Here is a 15,059-nt window from a genome sequence, read left to right as displayed (position 1 = left end):
TCGTCACATGATGAAGGAGGGGCTGTGGAGTTCAACCCCGCTGCCACTCGTGCCCAGCGCCCCGTCACCCGCTCGCTCCACACGTTCGTTCAGGAGTCGGCCTTCCCCATAGGCCGCATAGGCGTCCACGCGCAATGGCCCAACGGCCGGATACCCGCCTTCACCGGCGGGTATCTTTTTGCCCCTGCCCGGGAGGTCCGGTGAGTACGGCGAGTACGGCGCAGGTCACCGACGCGCCGGTCACTTACGAGTACAGCCCCACACTCGCCGATCACGTCGTCGGCCAACTGCTGCGCCTGGGCTCGGTCGTGGGCTCGTCGCCAGCGGAGTCGGCGCTGTACGCGCACATCGTCCTGGAGTCCCTCGGGGACGCGTGCGGCCGTTCACTGTCGCTGCCGCCCGCCACGCCGAGTTTCATTTCCGACGACCACACGCCGGTCGAGTTCTCCCTGGCCTTCCGGCCGGGCGCGGCTCCCGGCCTGCGCGTCCTGGTCGAACCCGGCTGCACGGCCGGCGACTTGGCGGACAACGGGCGCCAAGGGCTCGCCGCCATCCGGGACATGGCCCGCCGCTGGGACTTCTCCACCACCCAGCTGGACCGCATCGAGGACCTGTTCCTGCCCGCGTCCCCGCAGGGTGACCTGGCCCTGTGGTACGCGCTGGAATTACGTCCCGGTGGAGTCCCCGGCGTCAAGGTCTACCTGAATCCCGCCGCCTCCGGACCCGAGCACGCCACGGCCACCGTGCGGGAAGCACTGCACCGGCTCGGTCACCGGCAGGCGTTCGAAGCGCTTCCCGACACAACCGGCTATCCCTTCCTCGCCCTGGACCTCGGTACCTGGGACACACCCCGGGTCAAGGTCTACACCGCGCATCCGAGCCTCGCCGCATCCGAGGCGTACGCACTGAACCGCGCGCAGCCCGGCCCGGCACGCGAGGACGTGGAGGCCTTCTTCCACCTAGCCGCGGAAGGGCGCCCGCCCACCGGGTCGGGAGGCAGGCCGGAGCCACGACTGGCGCGGCGTCCCGCGCTGACCTGCCACTCCTTCACCGACACCACGTCCGGCCGGCCGAGCGGGTTCACCCTGCACGTCCCGGTCCGTGACTACGTCAGGGACGACGAGGAGGCGCTCGCCCGCGCCACGGCCGTGCTGACCCGCTTCGGCATGGACCCCTCGGTACTGCGCCGCGCCCTCGCCGCCCTCAGTACGCGGCAACTCTCCGAGGGCGCCGGCCTGATCGCGTACCTGGCTCTGGCGCACGAGCGCGACCGCCGACCCCGCATCACCGCGTACGTCTCCTCGGAGGCCTATGCGGTGCGTCCTCCCGCTCAGTGATCCGCGCGTCCTGAGAAAAAGCCCGCGCAGCGTCACAAGGCCGCCCGCGCAGTATCGGCAATGCCCGAGCACATCAGAAAGAAGGAGCCGTGGAGCCCTACCGGATCAAGGTCGTCGAGCCCATCCCCCTCACCACCCCCCAGCAGCGTGAGGAAGCCCTGCGACGGGTCTCCTACAACCTGTTCGACCTGCGCGCCGACGAGGTCACCATCGACCTGCTGAGCGACTCGGGAACCGGCGCGATCTCCGCCGCCCAGCTCTCCGCGGGCATGAACGGCGACGAGTCCTACGCCGGCTCCCGGTCGTTCTACCGCTGGCACGAGACCGTCAGCGAACTCACCGGCTACCCGCACCTCCTGCCCGCCCACCAGGGACGCGCGGCCGAACGCATCCTGTTCACCTCGCTGCTCACCCCGGGCAGCACCGTCGTGTCGAACACGCACTTCGACACCACCCGCGCCAATGTGGAGCTGGTCGGCTGCCAGGCCCGCGACCTGCCCTGCCCCGAGGCCAAGGACCTCGACAGCCCGCACCCCTTCAAGGGCAACATCGACCTCCAGGCGCTGGAGCAGGTGCTGCGAAGCGCGAACGAGTCGCCGGTGGCCGCGGTGGTGATGACGATCACCAACAACGGCGGAGGCGGGCAGCCCGTCTCCATGGAGAACCTGCGGCAGACCGCCGACCTATGCCGCCGCCACGGCGTCCCGATGATCCTCGACGCCGCGCGGTTCGCCGAGAACGCCTGGCTGGTGACCCGTCACGAGCCCGGCTACCAGGACCGCACCCCCCGCCAGGTCGCCGAGGAGGCCTTCCGCCTCGCGGACGGCTGCATCATGAGCGCCAAGAAGGACGGCATCGTCCACATCGGCGGGTTCATCGGCGTCAAGGACCCCGAGCTCGCCCAGAAGTGCGAGCGTCTCCTCATCGCGACCGAGGGCTTCGCCACCTACGGCGGCCTCGCCGGGCGCGACCTGGACATGATGGCCCAGGGCCTGCTGGAGGTCACCGAGCCCTCCTACCTGGCGGAGCGGGCCGACATCGCCGGCCACCTCGCCCAGCGCATCCGGGACGCGGGCGTCGACATCGTCGAGCCGGCCGGCCTGCACGCCCTCTACCTCAACGCCGGGCGCCTGCTGCCCCACATCCCGCCCCACCAGTACCCCGGCCACTCCCTGGCCTGCCAGCTCTACCTCCGCGGCGGCATCCGCTCGGCGGAGCTGGGCTCCCTCTACCTCGGTGAGGAGGACGAGCACGGCAACCCGATCAAGTCGGCGCCGTACGAACTCGTACGCCTCGCCCTGCCCCGCCGGGTCTACACGCGCAGCCACTACGACCACGTCGCCCAGACCCTGGCGGACATAGCCAAGGACCCCAGCTCGGTGCACGGTTACCGGATCACCGAGCAGTCACCGATCCTCCGCCACTTCAGCATCAAGCTGGAGCCGGCCAGGGCCGACGGGTCCTGACGCAGCGCCGGTAAGTCCCGACCGTGTGGTTCCGCACTCGAACCACACGGTCTTTCCGTCCCGTCGCCCGGCGGCGTCCACACCCCACTTGTCGGCCACGGCATCCAGCAGGAGCAGCCCGCGACCGTTCTCGGCGTCCGTCGACAACTCCAGCGACGGTCTGGGCAGTTGGGCACACGCGTCCGACACCTCGACCCGCACCCCGGACGTCTGCCGGACCATCAGCACCTCGCACCGCCGGTCCGGAACATGCCGTACGACGTTGGCGACGAGCTCGGTCACGCCCAGTTCCACGGCGTCGGACAGTTCGCGCATCTCCCACTCGTCCAGCAGCGAGCGCGCGATGGCGCGGATGTGCCGGGCCGAGTGCTCACCGACGGTGAGGCGCAGGCGGTACTGGCGGCGCAGGGGCGCCAGGTAGGTGGGGGGAATGTATCCGTTCACGGTACGAGCGTGACCTGGCGCGACTACTTTGGGCTACGGAACGGATACAACGGGTCCCGGAGTGGGCCCAGTTGCGTGAGAGGGAGCTCTGAGTGACCCACATCAACACCCTCGACCCGGGAGCCTCGCCACTCGACTACTACGGCTTCGAGCTACGACGCTATCGCGAGTCCGCCGACCTGACCCAGAAACAGCTGGGGGGCATCGTCTACTGCACCGGCTCCTTGGTCGGCCAGATCGAGACCGCCCGCAAACTGCCCACACTGCAGTTCAGTGAGCGGGCGGACATCGCGCTGGGGACGGGTGGGTTGCTGTCCCGGCTGCATGGGCTGGTGATGCGTAGTCAACTTCCGGCCTGGTTTCAGCAGGTGGCGGAGCTGGAGTCGCGGGCGATCGAGATCTGTACGTTCCATACGCACATGGTTCATGGTCTGCTGCAGACTCCCGGGTACGCGCGTTCCGTTCTCGGCGTGCTGGATCAGAGCAACCTGGAGGACCGGACCGCCGTACGACTGGCACGTCAGCGCATCTTCGAGAAGGCGGAGCCCCCGGTCTTCTGGGCGATCGTTGGCGAGGCTGCCCTGCACCAGCAGATCGGCGACGCGCAGACCATGCGGGAACAACTGGTGCACCTCCTGTCCTTTGAGGATGATCCCCGGATCAACATCCAGGTGCTGCCGTTCTCGGTCGGCGCGCACGCCGGACTGACAGGCCCGTTCGACCTCTTCCGCTTCGGGAGCGACCCGTCCATCGTCTATACCGAGGGCTACGGCAGCGGGCATCCGACCGCCAATCCGGACACCGTCAGAGACTGCTCGCTCCGTTACGATCATCTTCAAGCCGCCGCGCTCTCCCTCAAGGACTCGGCGGAGTTGATCCGGCGGGTAATGGAGGAACGCTATGGCGAGCAACGCGATTCCGGCGGGGATCCAGTGGCGTAAGTCCAGCTACAGCAGCGATCAAGGCGGATCCTGCGTCGAATGCGTACCCCTCGGAGCCATGGCGTGGCGGAAATCGCCGTATAGCGGTGATCAGGGCGGTAGTTGTGTCGAGTGTGCGCCCACAGGTTCCCTGACCTGGAGCAAGTCCTCGCACAGAAGTGACCAGGGCGGCGAGTGCATAGAGATCGCCGAGACCCCCCACACCACCATCGCCGTCCGTGACTCCAAGAACCCGGCGGGGCCGATCATCACCCTCGACCCCGCCGCGTTCACCACGTTCATCGACTGGGCGGCGGACAACTAAGCGGACTGGTGAACTGCGGTTCGGCAGCGCCGCCCAGGGGCGCGGGGAACTGCGCGACCAGCCACGACGGCGCCGCAGCCGAACGAGACGGGACCCGAGGCTACAGCCGCTGAATGATCGTGCCGGTGGCAAGCCCCCCACCCGCGCACATCGTCACCAGCGCGAACTCCTTGTCCGCCCGCTCCAGTTCATGAAGTGCGGTCGTGATCAGGCGGGCCCCGGTGGCCCCCACCGGGTGCCCGAGGGCGATCGCGCCGCCGTTCACATTCACCTTCTCCAGGTCCTGCTCGAAGACCTGCGCCCAGCTCAACACCACTGACGCGAAAGCCTCGTTGATCTCGACCAGGTCGATGTCCTTCAGGGACATCCCGGCCTTGCCCAGCACGGCCTTGGTCGCGTCGATCGGTCCGTCGAGGTGGAAGTGCGGGTCGGCGCCCACGAGTGCCTGCGCCACGATGCGCGCCCTCGGCCGCAACTTCAGCGCCCGCGCCATCCGCTTGGACGCCCACATGATCGCCGCCGCCCCGTCGCTGATCTGGGACGAGTTGCCCGCCGTGTGGACGGCGGTCGGCATGACCGGCTTCAGCCGTTCCAGTGCCTCCATGGACGTGTCGCGCAGGCCCTCGTCCTTGTCGACGAGTCGCCACATGCCCTGCCCGGCCCGCTGCTCCTCCTCGGTCGTCGGGACCTGGACGGCGAACGTCTCCCGCTTGAACCGCTCCTCGGCCCAGGCGGCGGCGGCCCGTTCCTGCGAGATCAGCCCGAGTGAGTCGACGTTCTCCCGCGTCAGCCCCCGATGGCGAGCGATCCGCTCCGCCGCCTCGAACTGGTTGGGCAGGTCGACGTTCCACTCGTCGGGGAAGGGCTTGCCGGGCCCGTGCTTGGAGCCCGATCCCAGCGGCACCCGGGACATGGCCTCGACGCCGCAGCTGATCCCGACGTCGATGACGCCCGCCGTGATCATGTTGGCCGTCATGTGCGAGGCCTGCTGAGAGGATCCGCACTGACAGTCGACGGTCGTCGCCGCCGTCTCGTAGGGCAGGCCCATGGTCAGCCAGGCCGTGCGCGCGGGGTTCATGGACTGTTCGCCGGCGTGGGTCACCGTGCCGCCGACGATCTGCTCGACGCAGTCGGCGGGGATGCCGGTGCGGCCGAGGAGCTCACGGTAGGTCTCGCCCAGGAGATAGGCGGGGTGGAGGTTGGCGAGCGCGCCGCCGCGCTTGCCGATGGGGGTACGCACTGCTTCGACGATCACGGGTTCGGCAGCCATGGGTGCGGGGTCCTCTCGGCTCTCCTGGCTTTCCGCCAGAACTAGTACGTGTTCTAGTTCCCTTCGCAGTCTGCTGACGTGACCTCCGTCACCGCAAGGGTCGTGCACGTTCCGGAGTCTTGATCTGCGGAGATCTGCACGAATTCCGCACGGGATTGGGGGTGCCGCGCCTCTTGCGACTTGTAGAACCCGTTACTACCTTCGCGGCAACCCTGTTCTGATGGTCCGTCAGACGGCTGGAGCTGCCGATGTCCTGTCCAGCGCTTCCCGACGGGTTCGACTTCACCGACCCCGATGTGCTGCACCACCGCGTACCCCTCCCGGAGTTCGCCGAGCTGCGCCTGGCCGAACCGGTCCGCTGGATCCCGCAGCCGGCCAACGTGGCCGGATTCCAGGACGAGGGCTACTGGGCGGTGACCCGGCACGCGGACGTCAAGTACGTGTCGACGCACCCGGAGTTGTTCTCGTCCACCCTCAACACCGCGATCATCCGCTTCAACGAACACATCGAGCGCGACGCCATCGACGCGCAACGGCTGATTCTGTTGAACATGGACCCGCCCGAGCACACCCGGGTCCGCCAGATCGTCCAGCGTGTGTTCACCCCACGCGCCATCCGCGCCCTGGAGGAACGCCTGCGGACGCGGGCGCGCAACATCGCCGCGAACGCCCGGGAACACTCCGGCCCCTTCGACTTCGTGACCGAGGTCGCCTGCGAACTGCCCCTCCAGGCCATCGCCGAGCTCATCGGCATCCCGCAGGACGACCGGGCCAAGATCTTCGACTGGTCCAACAAGATGATCTCGTACGACGACCCCGAGTACGCCATCACCGAGGAGGTCGGCGCCGAGTCGGCCACCGAGCTCATCGCCTACGCGATGAACATGGCCGCCGACCGAAAGGCGTGCCCGGCGAAGGACATCGTCAGCACGCTGGTGGCGGCCGAGGACGAAGGCAACCTGGGCTCGGACGAGTTCGGCTTCTTCGTACTGATGCTGGCCGTGGCCGGCAATGAGACGACCCGCAACGCCATCACCCACGGCATGCACGCCTTCCTCACCCATCCCGAACAGTGGGAGCTGTACAAGAGGGAGCGCCCCGGGACGGCCGCGGAGGAGATCGTCCGCTGGGCGACGCCGGTGGTCTCCTTCCAGCGCACGGCCACTCAGGACACGGAGTTGGGCGGAAAGCGCATAAACAAGGGAGACCGGGTAGGCATCTTCTATGCCTCGGCGAATCACGATCCCGAGGTCTTCGAGAATCCGGACACCTTCGACATCACCCGTGACCCCAACCCCCACCTCGGCTTCGGCGGCGGAGGCCCCCACTACTGCCTGGGCAAGTCCCTGGCGGTGCTGGAGATCGACCTGATCTTCAACGCGGTGGCCGACGCGATGCCGGACCTGAGCCTGGTCGGCGACCCGCGCCGGCTGCGCTCCGCGTGGATCAACGGCGTGAAGGAACTCCGGGTCAGCACCGGCTGACCCGTCCCGAGGGAGGCAGGAGCACCCCTTGTCCCTACGCCCCGTTCCTGCCTCCCCCGCGACGCACTCTGCATCGGAAAATACGTGACAACCGCGCCGAGAACGGGAACTTCATCCACGTTGCCCGGCTACCCTGAACATGCGGCCGTAGGGGAGATACGGCGGTCATGAAGGGTGGGGGACATGTTCGGGTGGACGACTTTCGATGTGACCTCGCAGCTTCCCGTCCACTGGGACACCGACTTCGCGGAGGTCGTTCGTAAGCATCAGAAAGACAGGATCCTCACGCCTCCGCATTCCACCTCTCGGGAACAGAACGGAACCCCAGCATTGCGGACGAGCACGGTCCGGGGCGCCGTGATGTGGGAGGAGCTTCCCTGGATTGTCGACCTCTATCGCGGCTGGTTCAGGGAGCTGGGGGAATACTTTGCCCGGCGTACAGTGATCGCGGCGACGGATCGCCGCTACGCAGTCGTCCTCAACGTTCAGGATCCGGGTGGCGACAGGAGCGAATGCCATGTCGATACCAATCCGATCGCGTGCTTGCTCTACGCGACCAGCCACCGGCCCGAAACCGGCGGTGAGTTGGCCATCGCGAATGATGTGCGGTCGCGGAGCGTGGCCGAAGTGGACCGAGACTGCTCGGTGATCTATCCGCAGAAGGGCCATCTAGTCTTCTTCGACGGCAGGTCGAATCCGCATTATGTGCGTGCTGTGACGGGTGGCGCCACGCGAATCGTCGTAGCCATGAACTACTACACCGAGGAATGCCCGGAATCCACGCGCCCGGAGGATCTCGACGATTACCTCTACGGCAGTCCCGTCGTGGGCTGACGGGTTTCGTCCGGGCGGTTCAGCCGACCGGACAGTTCTCGGATGGAGGGAACATGCTCGGCGTCCGTCGCCGCCGAGCATTGGATCAGGAGGTCGAGGTAGGAGCGGATCCGGGCCTTCACCTCGGGCGAGACCATGGTGGGACGGCGGTGCAGGACGGACGTCAGTTCCCGCAGGTCGAAGACGATCTCGGAGAAGTTGTGCCGGGCCAGGAGCCGTTGCACGAGCCGCAGGGTCATGGCCCGGTTGCGTGACTGAGCGGCCCCGTCCTCATCGAGAGTTTCGATCTCGTCGGTCACGGCGAGGAAGAGCGCGATGCGCAGGTCCTGCAGGGCCAGCTGTCGGCGAGTGTTCTCCAGGTCCTGCTGCTGTTCGCTGTTCTGGGCGCTCAGCTCGTCGATCAGTCTGTTCACGTCACGGATGCTTTGCTCGACCTCGTCCCGCTTACGATCCACCACAGTGACGACATAGAGGGAGTACCCGGAGATCAGGGTGGCCACCACGCTGAAAATGGCCATGGAAAGGTCAGACGCGCCGGCTTTCGATTCAGTGAACCTGACGACCATGCCGTACAGGGCCGGCGCGGCGAGCGTGACTCCGAAGGTTCCGCAGACCGTCAGGAGAATCCGGGGCACGAGGCGTTCACGCGTGGATCTCCACAGCACAGCCGTGACAACCAGCGACGCCAGCCAGAGGAATGTGTACCAGGCCTCGCTCTCCCCGAGCCAGACGAAGTCATAGGCCGGTTCGGCCGCCCGGGCAGTGGCCGATGCGTCAAGGATCGGCACGCAGCATCTCCTCGAGTACGGCGACGAGTTGCTGTGGACTTGTCTCGTACTTGTCGAACGCGGGTCGACCTTCCCATGGGCGGGCCTCATCCATGGCGACGAACGAGTCCGCTACCGCCGACAGATAGATGAAGGGTATTCGGCGGGAGCCGTTCTGGGCGCTGAGGTACATGCCCAGTACCTGGCCGGCATTGAGATCTTGTACGCCCAGTCGGTAACCGGCGTGATTTCCGCGGAAGATGGCGGCATAGGTGTCCAGAGCCTCGGGCACCGGCTCGGGAAGGCTCATGTGCAGGTCGAGCACCGCCGCATCGATTTCGGAGCGCGACTCGAACAGGACACACGCCTGGCGCAGCGAGTTGCAGTGGCGCAGGTGTGCCCCGGCCCGTCTGATGGCGGCGAAGAAGTACCGGTTGATGTCGTACCTGTCGTCGATGAAGGCGACGGTCTTTCCGGCCAGTGGAGTCTGCGGTGTCGACATCTACGCGTCTCCATGGGAGTCGCATGGCCACATGATGCTGACAAGAACCTGGTCGGCCTCGTTGGCGATGGAGATCCTTCCGCCGACCTCCTCGGTCCACTGGTGTGCGATGGACAGCCCGAGGTGCATGCCCTCCGACGGGTTCTGCGCGTCCTTGTAGAACGGCTCAAAGCCGTGGTCGAGCTGGGATTGCGGAATCTGGCCGGGGTTTCGGACAGTGATCTCCGTGAAGCTCCTGCCGCGTGTCAGGGAGACGGTGATGCGCATGTCGTCGGCCGTGCCCGAACTGTCGTAGTGCTTGACACTGTTACTCAGGACATTGCGCAGGGTGTTGGTGAAGGCTTCACGGGTGCCGAGCAGCCTTGTGCGTGTCAGCAGACTCGCATCCCCGGGCAGTAGGGCTATGTCCGTGTCGAGCTGTGTCGCGGAGTAGGCGAACTCAGAAATGACCTCGCGCACGGTGCGGAGGAGATCGAAGCCGCCACGACGGGCGAAGTCCTGTGTCCTGCCTGTCCGTAGGTCCGGCTGGAAACTTGCCTGGAACGACAGGAAGTTGTCCGACAGCAGGCGCAGGCTTCTCACCGACCGCTCGATGTCCCGGAACTCGTCCGTCTCCGACAGAGCCGGATTGTCCGACGCCAGTTGCCACAACGCCTGGCGCAGGGGAACCAGTTCGCTGCGGATCTCGTGTGCGAAAGTACGGCCCCAGAGGGCCAGCTGGCGAGAGTTCAGTTCGGTGATGTGGTCCAGGAATGCGTCGAGGGTACGCAGCGGAGCGTGGTTGGGGCCCTCACGCTTGGCCCGGTAGTAGGCATCGGTGTGCTGCAGGAACCTGCTTGGAGTGAGGTCCACGGCGAGTTCGGCCTGGAACAGCTCACCCAGGAACTCCACCCGGAAGGCGTTGGTCAGCAGGGCGACGGGGTTGCCCTGCCTGTCCCGGTCGATCGCGATGCAGTTCACGGCCGGAACGACGAGGGGGACGCCGGCGATGATGCGATCCGCGTCTTCCCGGGCCTGGTCCTTCTGAGGTTCGTCCACGAACAGGTCGAGAAAGCTGGTGCCGATCGCTTCTTCTTTGCTGTAGCCGTAGATACGGCCGGCTGCGGCATTCCAGAGGACGATCTCGTAATCACCGTCTCGACCGCGGGACATCCAGAAGCTCACCGGGACCTGGTCGAGCAGGGCATGGATCAGCTCCGCACCCTCGTCCGAAAGGCCCTGAGCACTGACGTTTTCCGCCACCCCACCCCCATGTGCCCCGATCGGTCTACGGCTTGCGCATCAGCTCATACTCGAATTTCGACACGGTGTCGGTGCCTGTGTAGCCGCCGTCCACCGTCAGCACGGTGCCGTTCACAAAACTTGCCTGTTCGGAAAGAAGGAAGGCGACCGCAGCGGCCACCTCGTCCGGTTTACCCGGACGACGCAGGGGGGTGACTTCGCTCGATTTGTCGTTTACCTGTTCGTCCAGGGCCCCATCGATCCACCCTGCGGCTACCGCGTTGGCTCTGATGTCCCGGGGCATCGTATTGGCCCAGGATTTGGTCAGATTGTGAATGGCGGCCTTCGATGCGGCGTAGGCGGAAGCACCATACGAACCGACGAAAGCCTCGGTGCTCGTCACCGTCACGATCGCGCCTTGATCCGCGAGCTTCAGACCCAGTTCCCGCACAAGAAAGTTGGGTGCCGTCAGATTGACGGCCATGCTCCGGTCCCACTCCTCGTGATCGAACTTGTCGGGATCCTCACGAGTGAAGTAATACTCGGTGTTGACCAGTGCGTGGATGTTCCACTTCTCGCTGCACGCCTCCTCGTGGAGGTCGTTCACGAAGTCGTCCAGAGCACTTCGGTCACTCAGATCGACGGGGATCAGTTTGCAGTCCCACTCCAGCTCCCGCAGGTCCTTGCGCAGCCGTTCGGCGCTTCGGCTGTCCTGTTTCCCGTAGGTGCCGATCACTCGATAGCCATCCCTGAGCAGGCGACGGGTGACCGCCTCGCCGATTCCCGGGGTCGCCGCACCGGTGACCACTACCGTGAGTGGACTGTTCATCACATCTCCGCTGGGAGGCCGGACTTCGGGCTGGACCGCCGGACGGAGAGCTCACCGATGCGCCCCCGTCTGGTAGCTCATCTCAGGTTAGCGTCAATTCCCGGACTCTCGGCATGCGAGAAACGGACTGGAATCTTCCAACTGCCTCCGGTTCGGTCCGGCGAATTAAATGATCTCGGGAGTCAAACGGGTGAGCGCGAGCTCGTTGGTCAGAGCGAAGGCATTTTCGGTTTTGGGGTGGGTGCTGCCCAGCCGGGTGTTCAGGATCAGCGCGCCCCGGCGTGCGAGGTTCGCCGCGGTCGGGTCGTTCAACGCGGCCACGGCTCGGGCCTTGAGCAGCAGGGCGTACCCGATGTACAGGTGGTCCGGCGCGTAACTGGCCTCGCGGATCCGTAGCGCCCGAGAGATGAGTGGCACGGCCACGGCGTGGTCGTCCAGGTCGAGGTGGACACTCGCCAGTGCGATCAAGTCGAAGCTCACGTACGGGTCGTCCGGCCCGTACGCCGCCTCGTCGATCCGCAGCGCCCGCTCGGCCAAGGGCACCGCCGCCTTCTGATCACCGAGAAGTTGTCGGATTCGCGCCAGGGTGGCCAGGTCCGTCGCGATGGCGGGACTGTCCGCCGGCAGACAGGACTCGTGCAGGCTCAGAGCACGTTCCGCCATCGGACGCGCTCGCTCCGGCGCGCCGCGGTCACGGTGGATCTGCGCCAAGGTGATCAGGTCGAAGCCGATTTCCGCGTCCCTCTGTTCGAGCGATTCGTCGATCGCGAAGGCACGCTCACACAGGGGCAGCGCCACCGAGTGGTCGCCGATCGAGAGGAGGAACGCCGACGCCAGCCTCAGCAGCGTCGCCGTCTCCGCGGCGCACTCGGCCGGCGGCTCGTCGTCCTTGGTCAACACGAGCGCGTGCGGGAGGAGTTCCTGCCAGCGCGAGCGTGCATCCGGGTCACCGTGGATGTCGTGCGGCACGGCCGCGAGCATCGCCCGGCACAGTCGCACCCGGGCCTCGGTGCGCACGTCGTCCGGCATCGCGGCGCGGATGGCGGCCTGCATCAGCCGGTGCAGCACCAGGGAGGAGGCCCCGCGCCTCGCAAGCCCGAGGCCGGCCAGAGCACCGACCGTCGTGTCCCACGCCACCGGGTCGGCCGCGGCCGCGACCAGTGTTTCCGCGCTGCCGCGGAACAGGCCCAGCGGGATCGGCTCCGGCGCCAGCAGGGCACACAGCTCCAGCAGCCTCATCGCTTGCGGCTGCGCGATCTCCAGCTTTCGCACGCTGAGCTGCCACAGGGTCGCAACCACCACCGCCGGCCGGTCCGGGGGCTCGCCCAGGGCGATCATGTCCTCCAGCCGCGACGTCAGCAGAGCCAGGTAGTCCTCGGGCGCAGTCTGGTTGTAGTCCATGTACCCGGCCGCCTGCTCCAGCGCCAGCGGCAGGTCCCCCAGGTGCTCGGCGATCCGGTCCGCCACCACGGTGGTCATGCCGTACACCCGCCGGGCCAGCAGCTCCACCGCCTCCGGCCTGGTGAACACCTCCAGGTCGATGACGCCGGCTCTGCTCGACCAGCCGCGCAGCCTGGTGGTGACGATGACGTGGCCGTTGCTCCCCAGGTCACCCGACGGCAGCGCGTCCAAGAGCGGGCCAGGTCTCTCCCCGTTGTCGAAGATGATCAGCCAGGGCCCGTGCTCCAGCAACTTGCCGTACACCCTCGGGACGACCTGATCGGAGCTCACCTCCGCCAGTCCCAGTTCCCTGGCCAGCGACGCGAACTGCGACACCACCAGATCGGGATCCTCGGCGTCCACGAACGCCACGAACCGGTATTCCGACCGGTAGACGTAGGCGTACTCGACCGCAAGCTGCGTCTTGCCGACACCACCCAGCCCGTGCACGACCTGCATCGCGCCGTCATCGCCCGAGGTGAGACGCCGCCGTAACTCCCGCAATGCGGCGTCGCGGCCGGTGAAGTTGGTGTTGCGCGGCGGCAGCCGATAGGTCGCCGGACGGGGCCGCGAGCCCGAGCGACGCGCCGCCGGTGCGCGGACCTCCCTGACGGCGGTCTCGAACAGGTCGGTGAGCGTGGCATGGTCGCCCCGCAGTCGCGCGAGCTCTTCCTCGGGGGAGAGGTCGATCCGGCCGGCGTGCGCGGCGCGGACGCAGGCGGTCACGTAGGCCGCGATCCGCTCCCACGGGGGCGGCTTGGTGAATTTGCCCGCCAGCAGGTCCGACAGCGACGAGCGAGTGAGGACCTTGGTCTCGTCGTAGGCCAGCAGTTGCGCCTGGGTGGGTGACCCCGAAGACGTGCGCAAGCGCTGCAACCGGTCGACAAACCAGCTCTGCGGTGAGCCCGGTCCCCTCATGTACGCCGCTTTCCCCCGTCCAGCTCTCCGGAGTCGTCCGGACTTCGGAGTCCAAAAACGTAGCTCGACCAGCGGGGGAGCCCAGCGGATCCGGACTCCTCCGAGACTGCCGTACCCGAGCGGCGCTACCCCTCAACGTATACGGCGGCACAGATGCCACAGCACTTCCGGAGCACTTCCGGTGACGAACACGAGCGTCGTCCTGAAAACGAGGGGATCAATCATGGAATTCAAGGGGAGCCTCACTCGACTCGCCGGTGCGGGCGCGGCGATCGCATTCGGCTCGACGCTGCTGGTCGGCGGCGCGACCTCGGCGCAGGCGGCGCCGGTGAACTACCAGGTGATCAACGGCAACAGCAGCAACTCCTGCCTCCAGGTGAACATCTCGGGAGGCAAGGGAAACCTTGTCCTCGGCCGGTGTGACCGCAGCGCGAAGCAGGTGTGGCAGATCGCCGGCGGCGTCTTCAGGAACCCGGCATCGGGCCACTGCCTCGACGGGAACGGCGCGGATGTCTACACGTTCCCGTGCAACGGTGGCGCGTACCAGAAGTGGACGACCACGTCCGGCACCGCGAAGTCCATCAAGCACAACGAGAGCGGCAAGTACCTGGACGCGAACGGGACGGTCGGGGCCCAGGTCGTCTTCCAGCCCACCATCGGGACGGCGTCCCGCTGGGTGATCGACCAGGTGTGAGGGATCGGCTGACCTCATGAGTGAAGGCGGCGACCCCGGGGATCGGGGGTCGCCGCCTTCGGTTCAGGTCGGCTGCTCGGCTCAGTACCAGCCGTTGGACTGCCAGAAGCCCCAGGCGCCACACGGGCTGCCGTAGCGGTCCTTCATGTAGTCCAGGCCCCACTCGATCTGGGTGGCCGGGTTGGTCTTCCAGTCGGAGCCGGCGGAGGCCATCTTGTTGCCCGGCAGGGCCTGGACCAGGCCGTAGGCGCCGGACGAGGCGTTGGTGGCGTTGACGTTCCAGTCGCTCTCGTGGTCGACGATCTTCGAGAAGCACTGGTACTGGGCCGAGTCCGAGATCATCTTCTTCGCGACCGTCTGCGCCGAGGAGGACCCGGTCGTCGCGGCCTGCGAGGGCGCGGCGGCGAACAGCGTGCCGGCGGTGGCGGCGGCCAGCACGACACCGGCGAGGGTCTTCTTCGGGGCGGAGGTGCGGCGGAAGAGAGAAACAGCGGACACGGGGAGCCTTTCTTCGGGGACAGGGCGTCGCGGGCAAGCCGGAACCACGCGATGCGAGGCGGTGGCATGCGTCGGCGCCGAGGCCCTGTGGGCTCGTCGGCGCCGTGCGA

The 15,059-nt window shown here is 67.0% G+C and carries 15 protein-coding genes; 7 read left to right on the top strand and 8 right to left on the bottom strand.

What is annotated here, in order from left to right:
- The first annotated feature begins 200 nt into the window (after positions 1–200).
- Together OG254_RS15145 and OG254_RS15140 are read left to right on the top strand one after the other, a co-directional pair.
- Positions 201–1,337 carry a tryptophan dimethylallyltransferase family protein gene (locus tag OG254_RS15145; protein ID WP_405581831.1) on the top strand — a complete coding sequence of 379 codons (1,137 nt, stop codon included), beginning with the start codon at positions 201–203 and terminating at the stop codon, positions 1,335–1,337.
- 89 nt (positions 1,338–1,426) lie between these two features.
- A complete protein-coding gene (locus OG254_RS15140; protein ID WP_405581829.1) occupies positions 1,427–2,803 on the top strand; it encodes a tryptophanase in 1,377 nt (458 codons plus the stop codon).
- Here the strand turns inward: OG254_RS15140 and OG254_RS15135 are convergent.
- Entirely contained in the window at positions 2,744–3,247 is a 504-nt protein-coding gene (locus OG254_RS15135) for an ATP-binding protein (protein WP_405581827.1), read from the bottom strand. The two genes, OG254_RS15140 and OG254_RS15135, sit on opposite strands and share 60 nt — an antisense overlap.
- Positions 3,248–3,339: 92 nt before the next feature.
- Between OG254_RS15135 and OG254_RS15130 the strand changes: the two genes are divergently transcribed.
- Together OG254_RS15130 and OG254_RS15125 are read left to right on the top strand one after the other, a co-directional pair.
- Positions 3,340–4,188, top strand: coding sequence for a helix-turn-helix domain-containing protein (locus OG254_RS15130; RefSeq protein ID WP_405581824.1), 849 nt, complete (start codon positions 3,340–3,342; stop codon positions 4,186–4,188).
- Positions 4,189–4,246: 58 nt separating this feature from the next.
- Complete coding sequence (locus OG254_RS15125; RefSeq protein WP_405595003.1) at positions 4,247–4,492, top strand: DUF397 domain-containing protein; 246 nt, start codon at positions 4,247–4,249, stop codon at positions 4,490–4,492.
- A 100-nt stretch (positions 4,493–4,592) separates the two neighbouring features.
- Here the strand turns inward: OG254_RS15125 and OG254_RS15120 are convergent, their stop codons facing one another.
- A complete protein-coding gene (locus tag OG254_RS15120; protein ID WP_405581821.1) occupies positions 4,593–5,762 on the bottom strand; it encodes a steroid 3-ketoacyl-CoA thiolase in 1,170 nt (389 codons plus the stop codon).
- A gap of 248 nt (positions 5,763–6,010) precedes the next feature.
- On the opposite strand from OG254_RS15120, the gene OG254_RS15115 reads away from it, so the two are divergent.
- Both OG254_RS15115 and OG254_RS15110 read left to right on the top strand, forming a co-directional pair.
- A complete protein-coding gene (locus tag OG254_RS15115) occupies positions 6,011–7,246 on the top strand; it encodes a cytochrome P450 (protein ID WP_405581819.1) in 1,236 nt (411 codons plus the stop codon).
- 183 nt (positions 7,247–7,429) lie between these two features.
- Entirely contained in the window at positions 7,430–8,080 is a 651-nt protein-coding gene (locus tag OG254_RS15110) for a 2OG-Fe(II) oxygenase (RefSeq protein WP_405581817.1), read from the top strand.
- Here OG254_RS15110 and OG254_RS15105 read toward each other — a convergent pair.
- From OG254_RS15105 to fxsT, 5 genes are all read right to left on the bottom strand, one after another.
- Complete coding sequence (locus tag OG254_RS15105) at positions 8,056–8,868, bottom strand: hypothetical protein (protein WP_351187682.1); 813 nt, start codon at positions 8,866–8,868, stop codon at positions 8,056–8,058. The genes OG254_RS15110 and OG254_RS15105 overlap by 25 nt on opposite strands.
- Positions 8,855–9,349 (bottom strand): hypothetical protein, encoded by a 495-nt coding sequence (locus tag OG254_RS15100; RefSeq protein WP_405581814.1) that lies wholly within the window; start codon positions 9,347–9,349, stop codon positions 8,855–8,857. Before OG254_RS15100 ends, OG254_RS15105 begins: the two co-directional genes overlap by 14 nt.
- Positions 9,350–10,591 (bottom strand): PAS domain-containing sensor histidine kinase, encoded by a 1,242-nt coding sequence (locus OG254_RS15095; RefSeq protein ID WP_405581811.1) that lies wholly within the window; start codon positions 10,589–10,591, stop codon positions 9,350–9,352. It lies immediately after the preceding gene.
- A 25-nt stretch (positions 10,592–10,616) separates the two neighbouring features.
- On the bottom strand, positions 10,617–11,399 hold the full coding sequence (locus OG254_RS15090) for an SDR family NAD(P)-dependent oxidoreductase (RefSeq protein ID WP_405581808.1): 783 nt from the start codon (positions 11,397–11,399) through the stop codon (positions 10,617–10,619).
- Positions 11,400–11,564: 165 nt separating this feature from the next.
- Positions 11,565–13,706 (bottom strand): FxSxx-COOH system tetratricopeptide repeat protein, encoded by a 2,142-nt coding sequence (gene fxsT, locus OG254_RS15085; RefSeq protein WP_405581804.1) that lies wholly within the window; start codon positions 13,704–13,706, stop codon positions 11,565–11,567.
- A gap of 274 nt (positions 13,707–13,980) precedes the next feature.
- On the opposite strand from fxsT, the gene OG254_RS15080 reads away from it, so the two are divergent.
- Positions 13,981–14,451, top strand: coding sequence for an RICIN domain-containing protein (locus OG254_RS15080; RefSeq protein WP_405581802.1), 471 nt, complete (start codon positions 13,981–13,983; stop codon positions 14,449–14,451).
- An 81-nt stretch (positions 14,452–14,532) separates the two neighbouring features.
- Here OG254_RS15080 and OG254_RS15075 read toward each other — a convergent pair whose 3' ends face one another.
- On the bottom strand, positions 14,533–14,949 hold the full coding sequence (locus OG254_RS15075; RefSeq protein ID WP_405581800.1) for a transglycosylase SLT domain-containing protein: 417 nt from the start codon (positions 14,947–14,949) through the stop codon (positions 14,533–14,535).
- Positions 14,950–15,059: the final 110 nt, after the last annotated feature.

The sequence above is a fragment of the Streptomyces sp. NBC_01092 genome, from assembly GCF_045039535.1.
In the GTDB taxonomy this organism is placed as follows: Bacteria; Actinomycetota; Actinomycetes; order Streptomycetales; family Streptomycetaceae; genus Streptomyces.
The sequence above is the reverse complement of the archived record's forward strand: the minus strand, read 5'-3'. Positions and strand labels throughout refer to the sequence as shown.

Coding starts and splice junctions, on each gene's coding strand:
- OG254_RS15125 (WP_405595003.1), top strand. CDS start 4,247: ATGGCGTGGCGGAAATCGCCGTATAGCGGTGATCAGGGCGGTAGTTGT.
- OG254_RS15120 (WP_405581821.1), bottom strand. CDS start 5,762: ATGGCTGCCGAACCCGTGATCGTCGAAGCAGTGCGTACCCCCATCGGC.
- OG254_RS15115 (WP_405581819.1), top strand. CDS start 6,011: ATGTCCTGTCCAGCGCTTCCCGACGGGTTCGACTTCACCGACCCCGAT.
- OG254_RS15110 (WP_405581817.1), top strand. CDS start 7,430: ATGTTCGGGTGGACGACTTTCGATGTGACCTCGCAGCTTCCCGTCCAC.
- OG254_RS15100 (WP_405581814.1), bottom strand. CDS start 9,349: ATGTCGACACCGCAGACTCCACTGGCCGGAAAGACCGTCGCCTTCATC.
- OG254_RS15090 (WP_405581808.1), bottom strand. CDS start 11,399: ATGAACAGTCCACTCACGGTAGTGGTCACCGGTGCGGCGACCCCGGGA.
- OG254_RS15080 (WP_405581802.1), top strand. CDS start 13,981: ATGGAATTCAAGGGGAGCCTCACTCGACTCGCCGGTGCGGGCGCGGCG.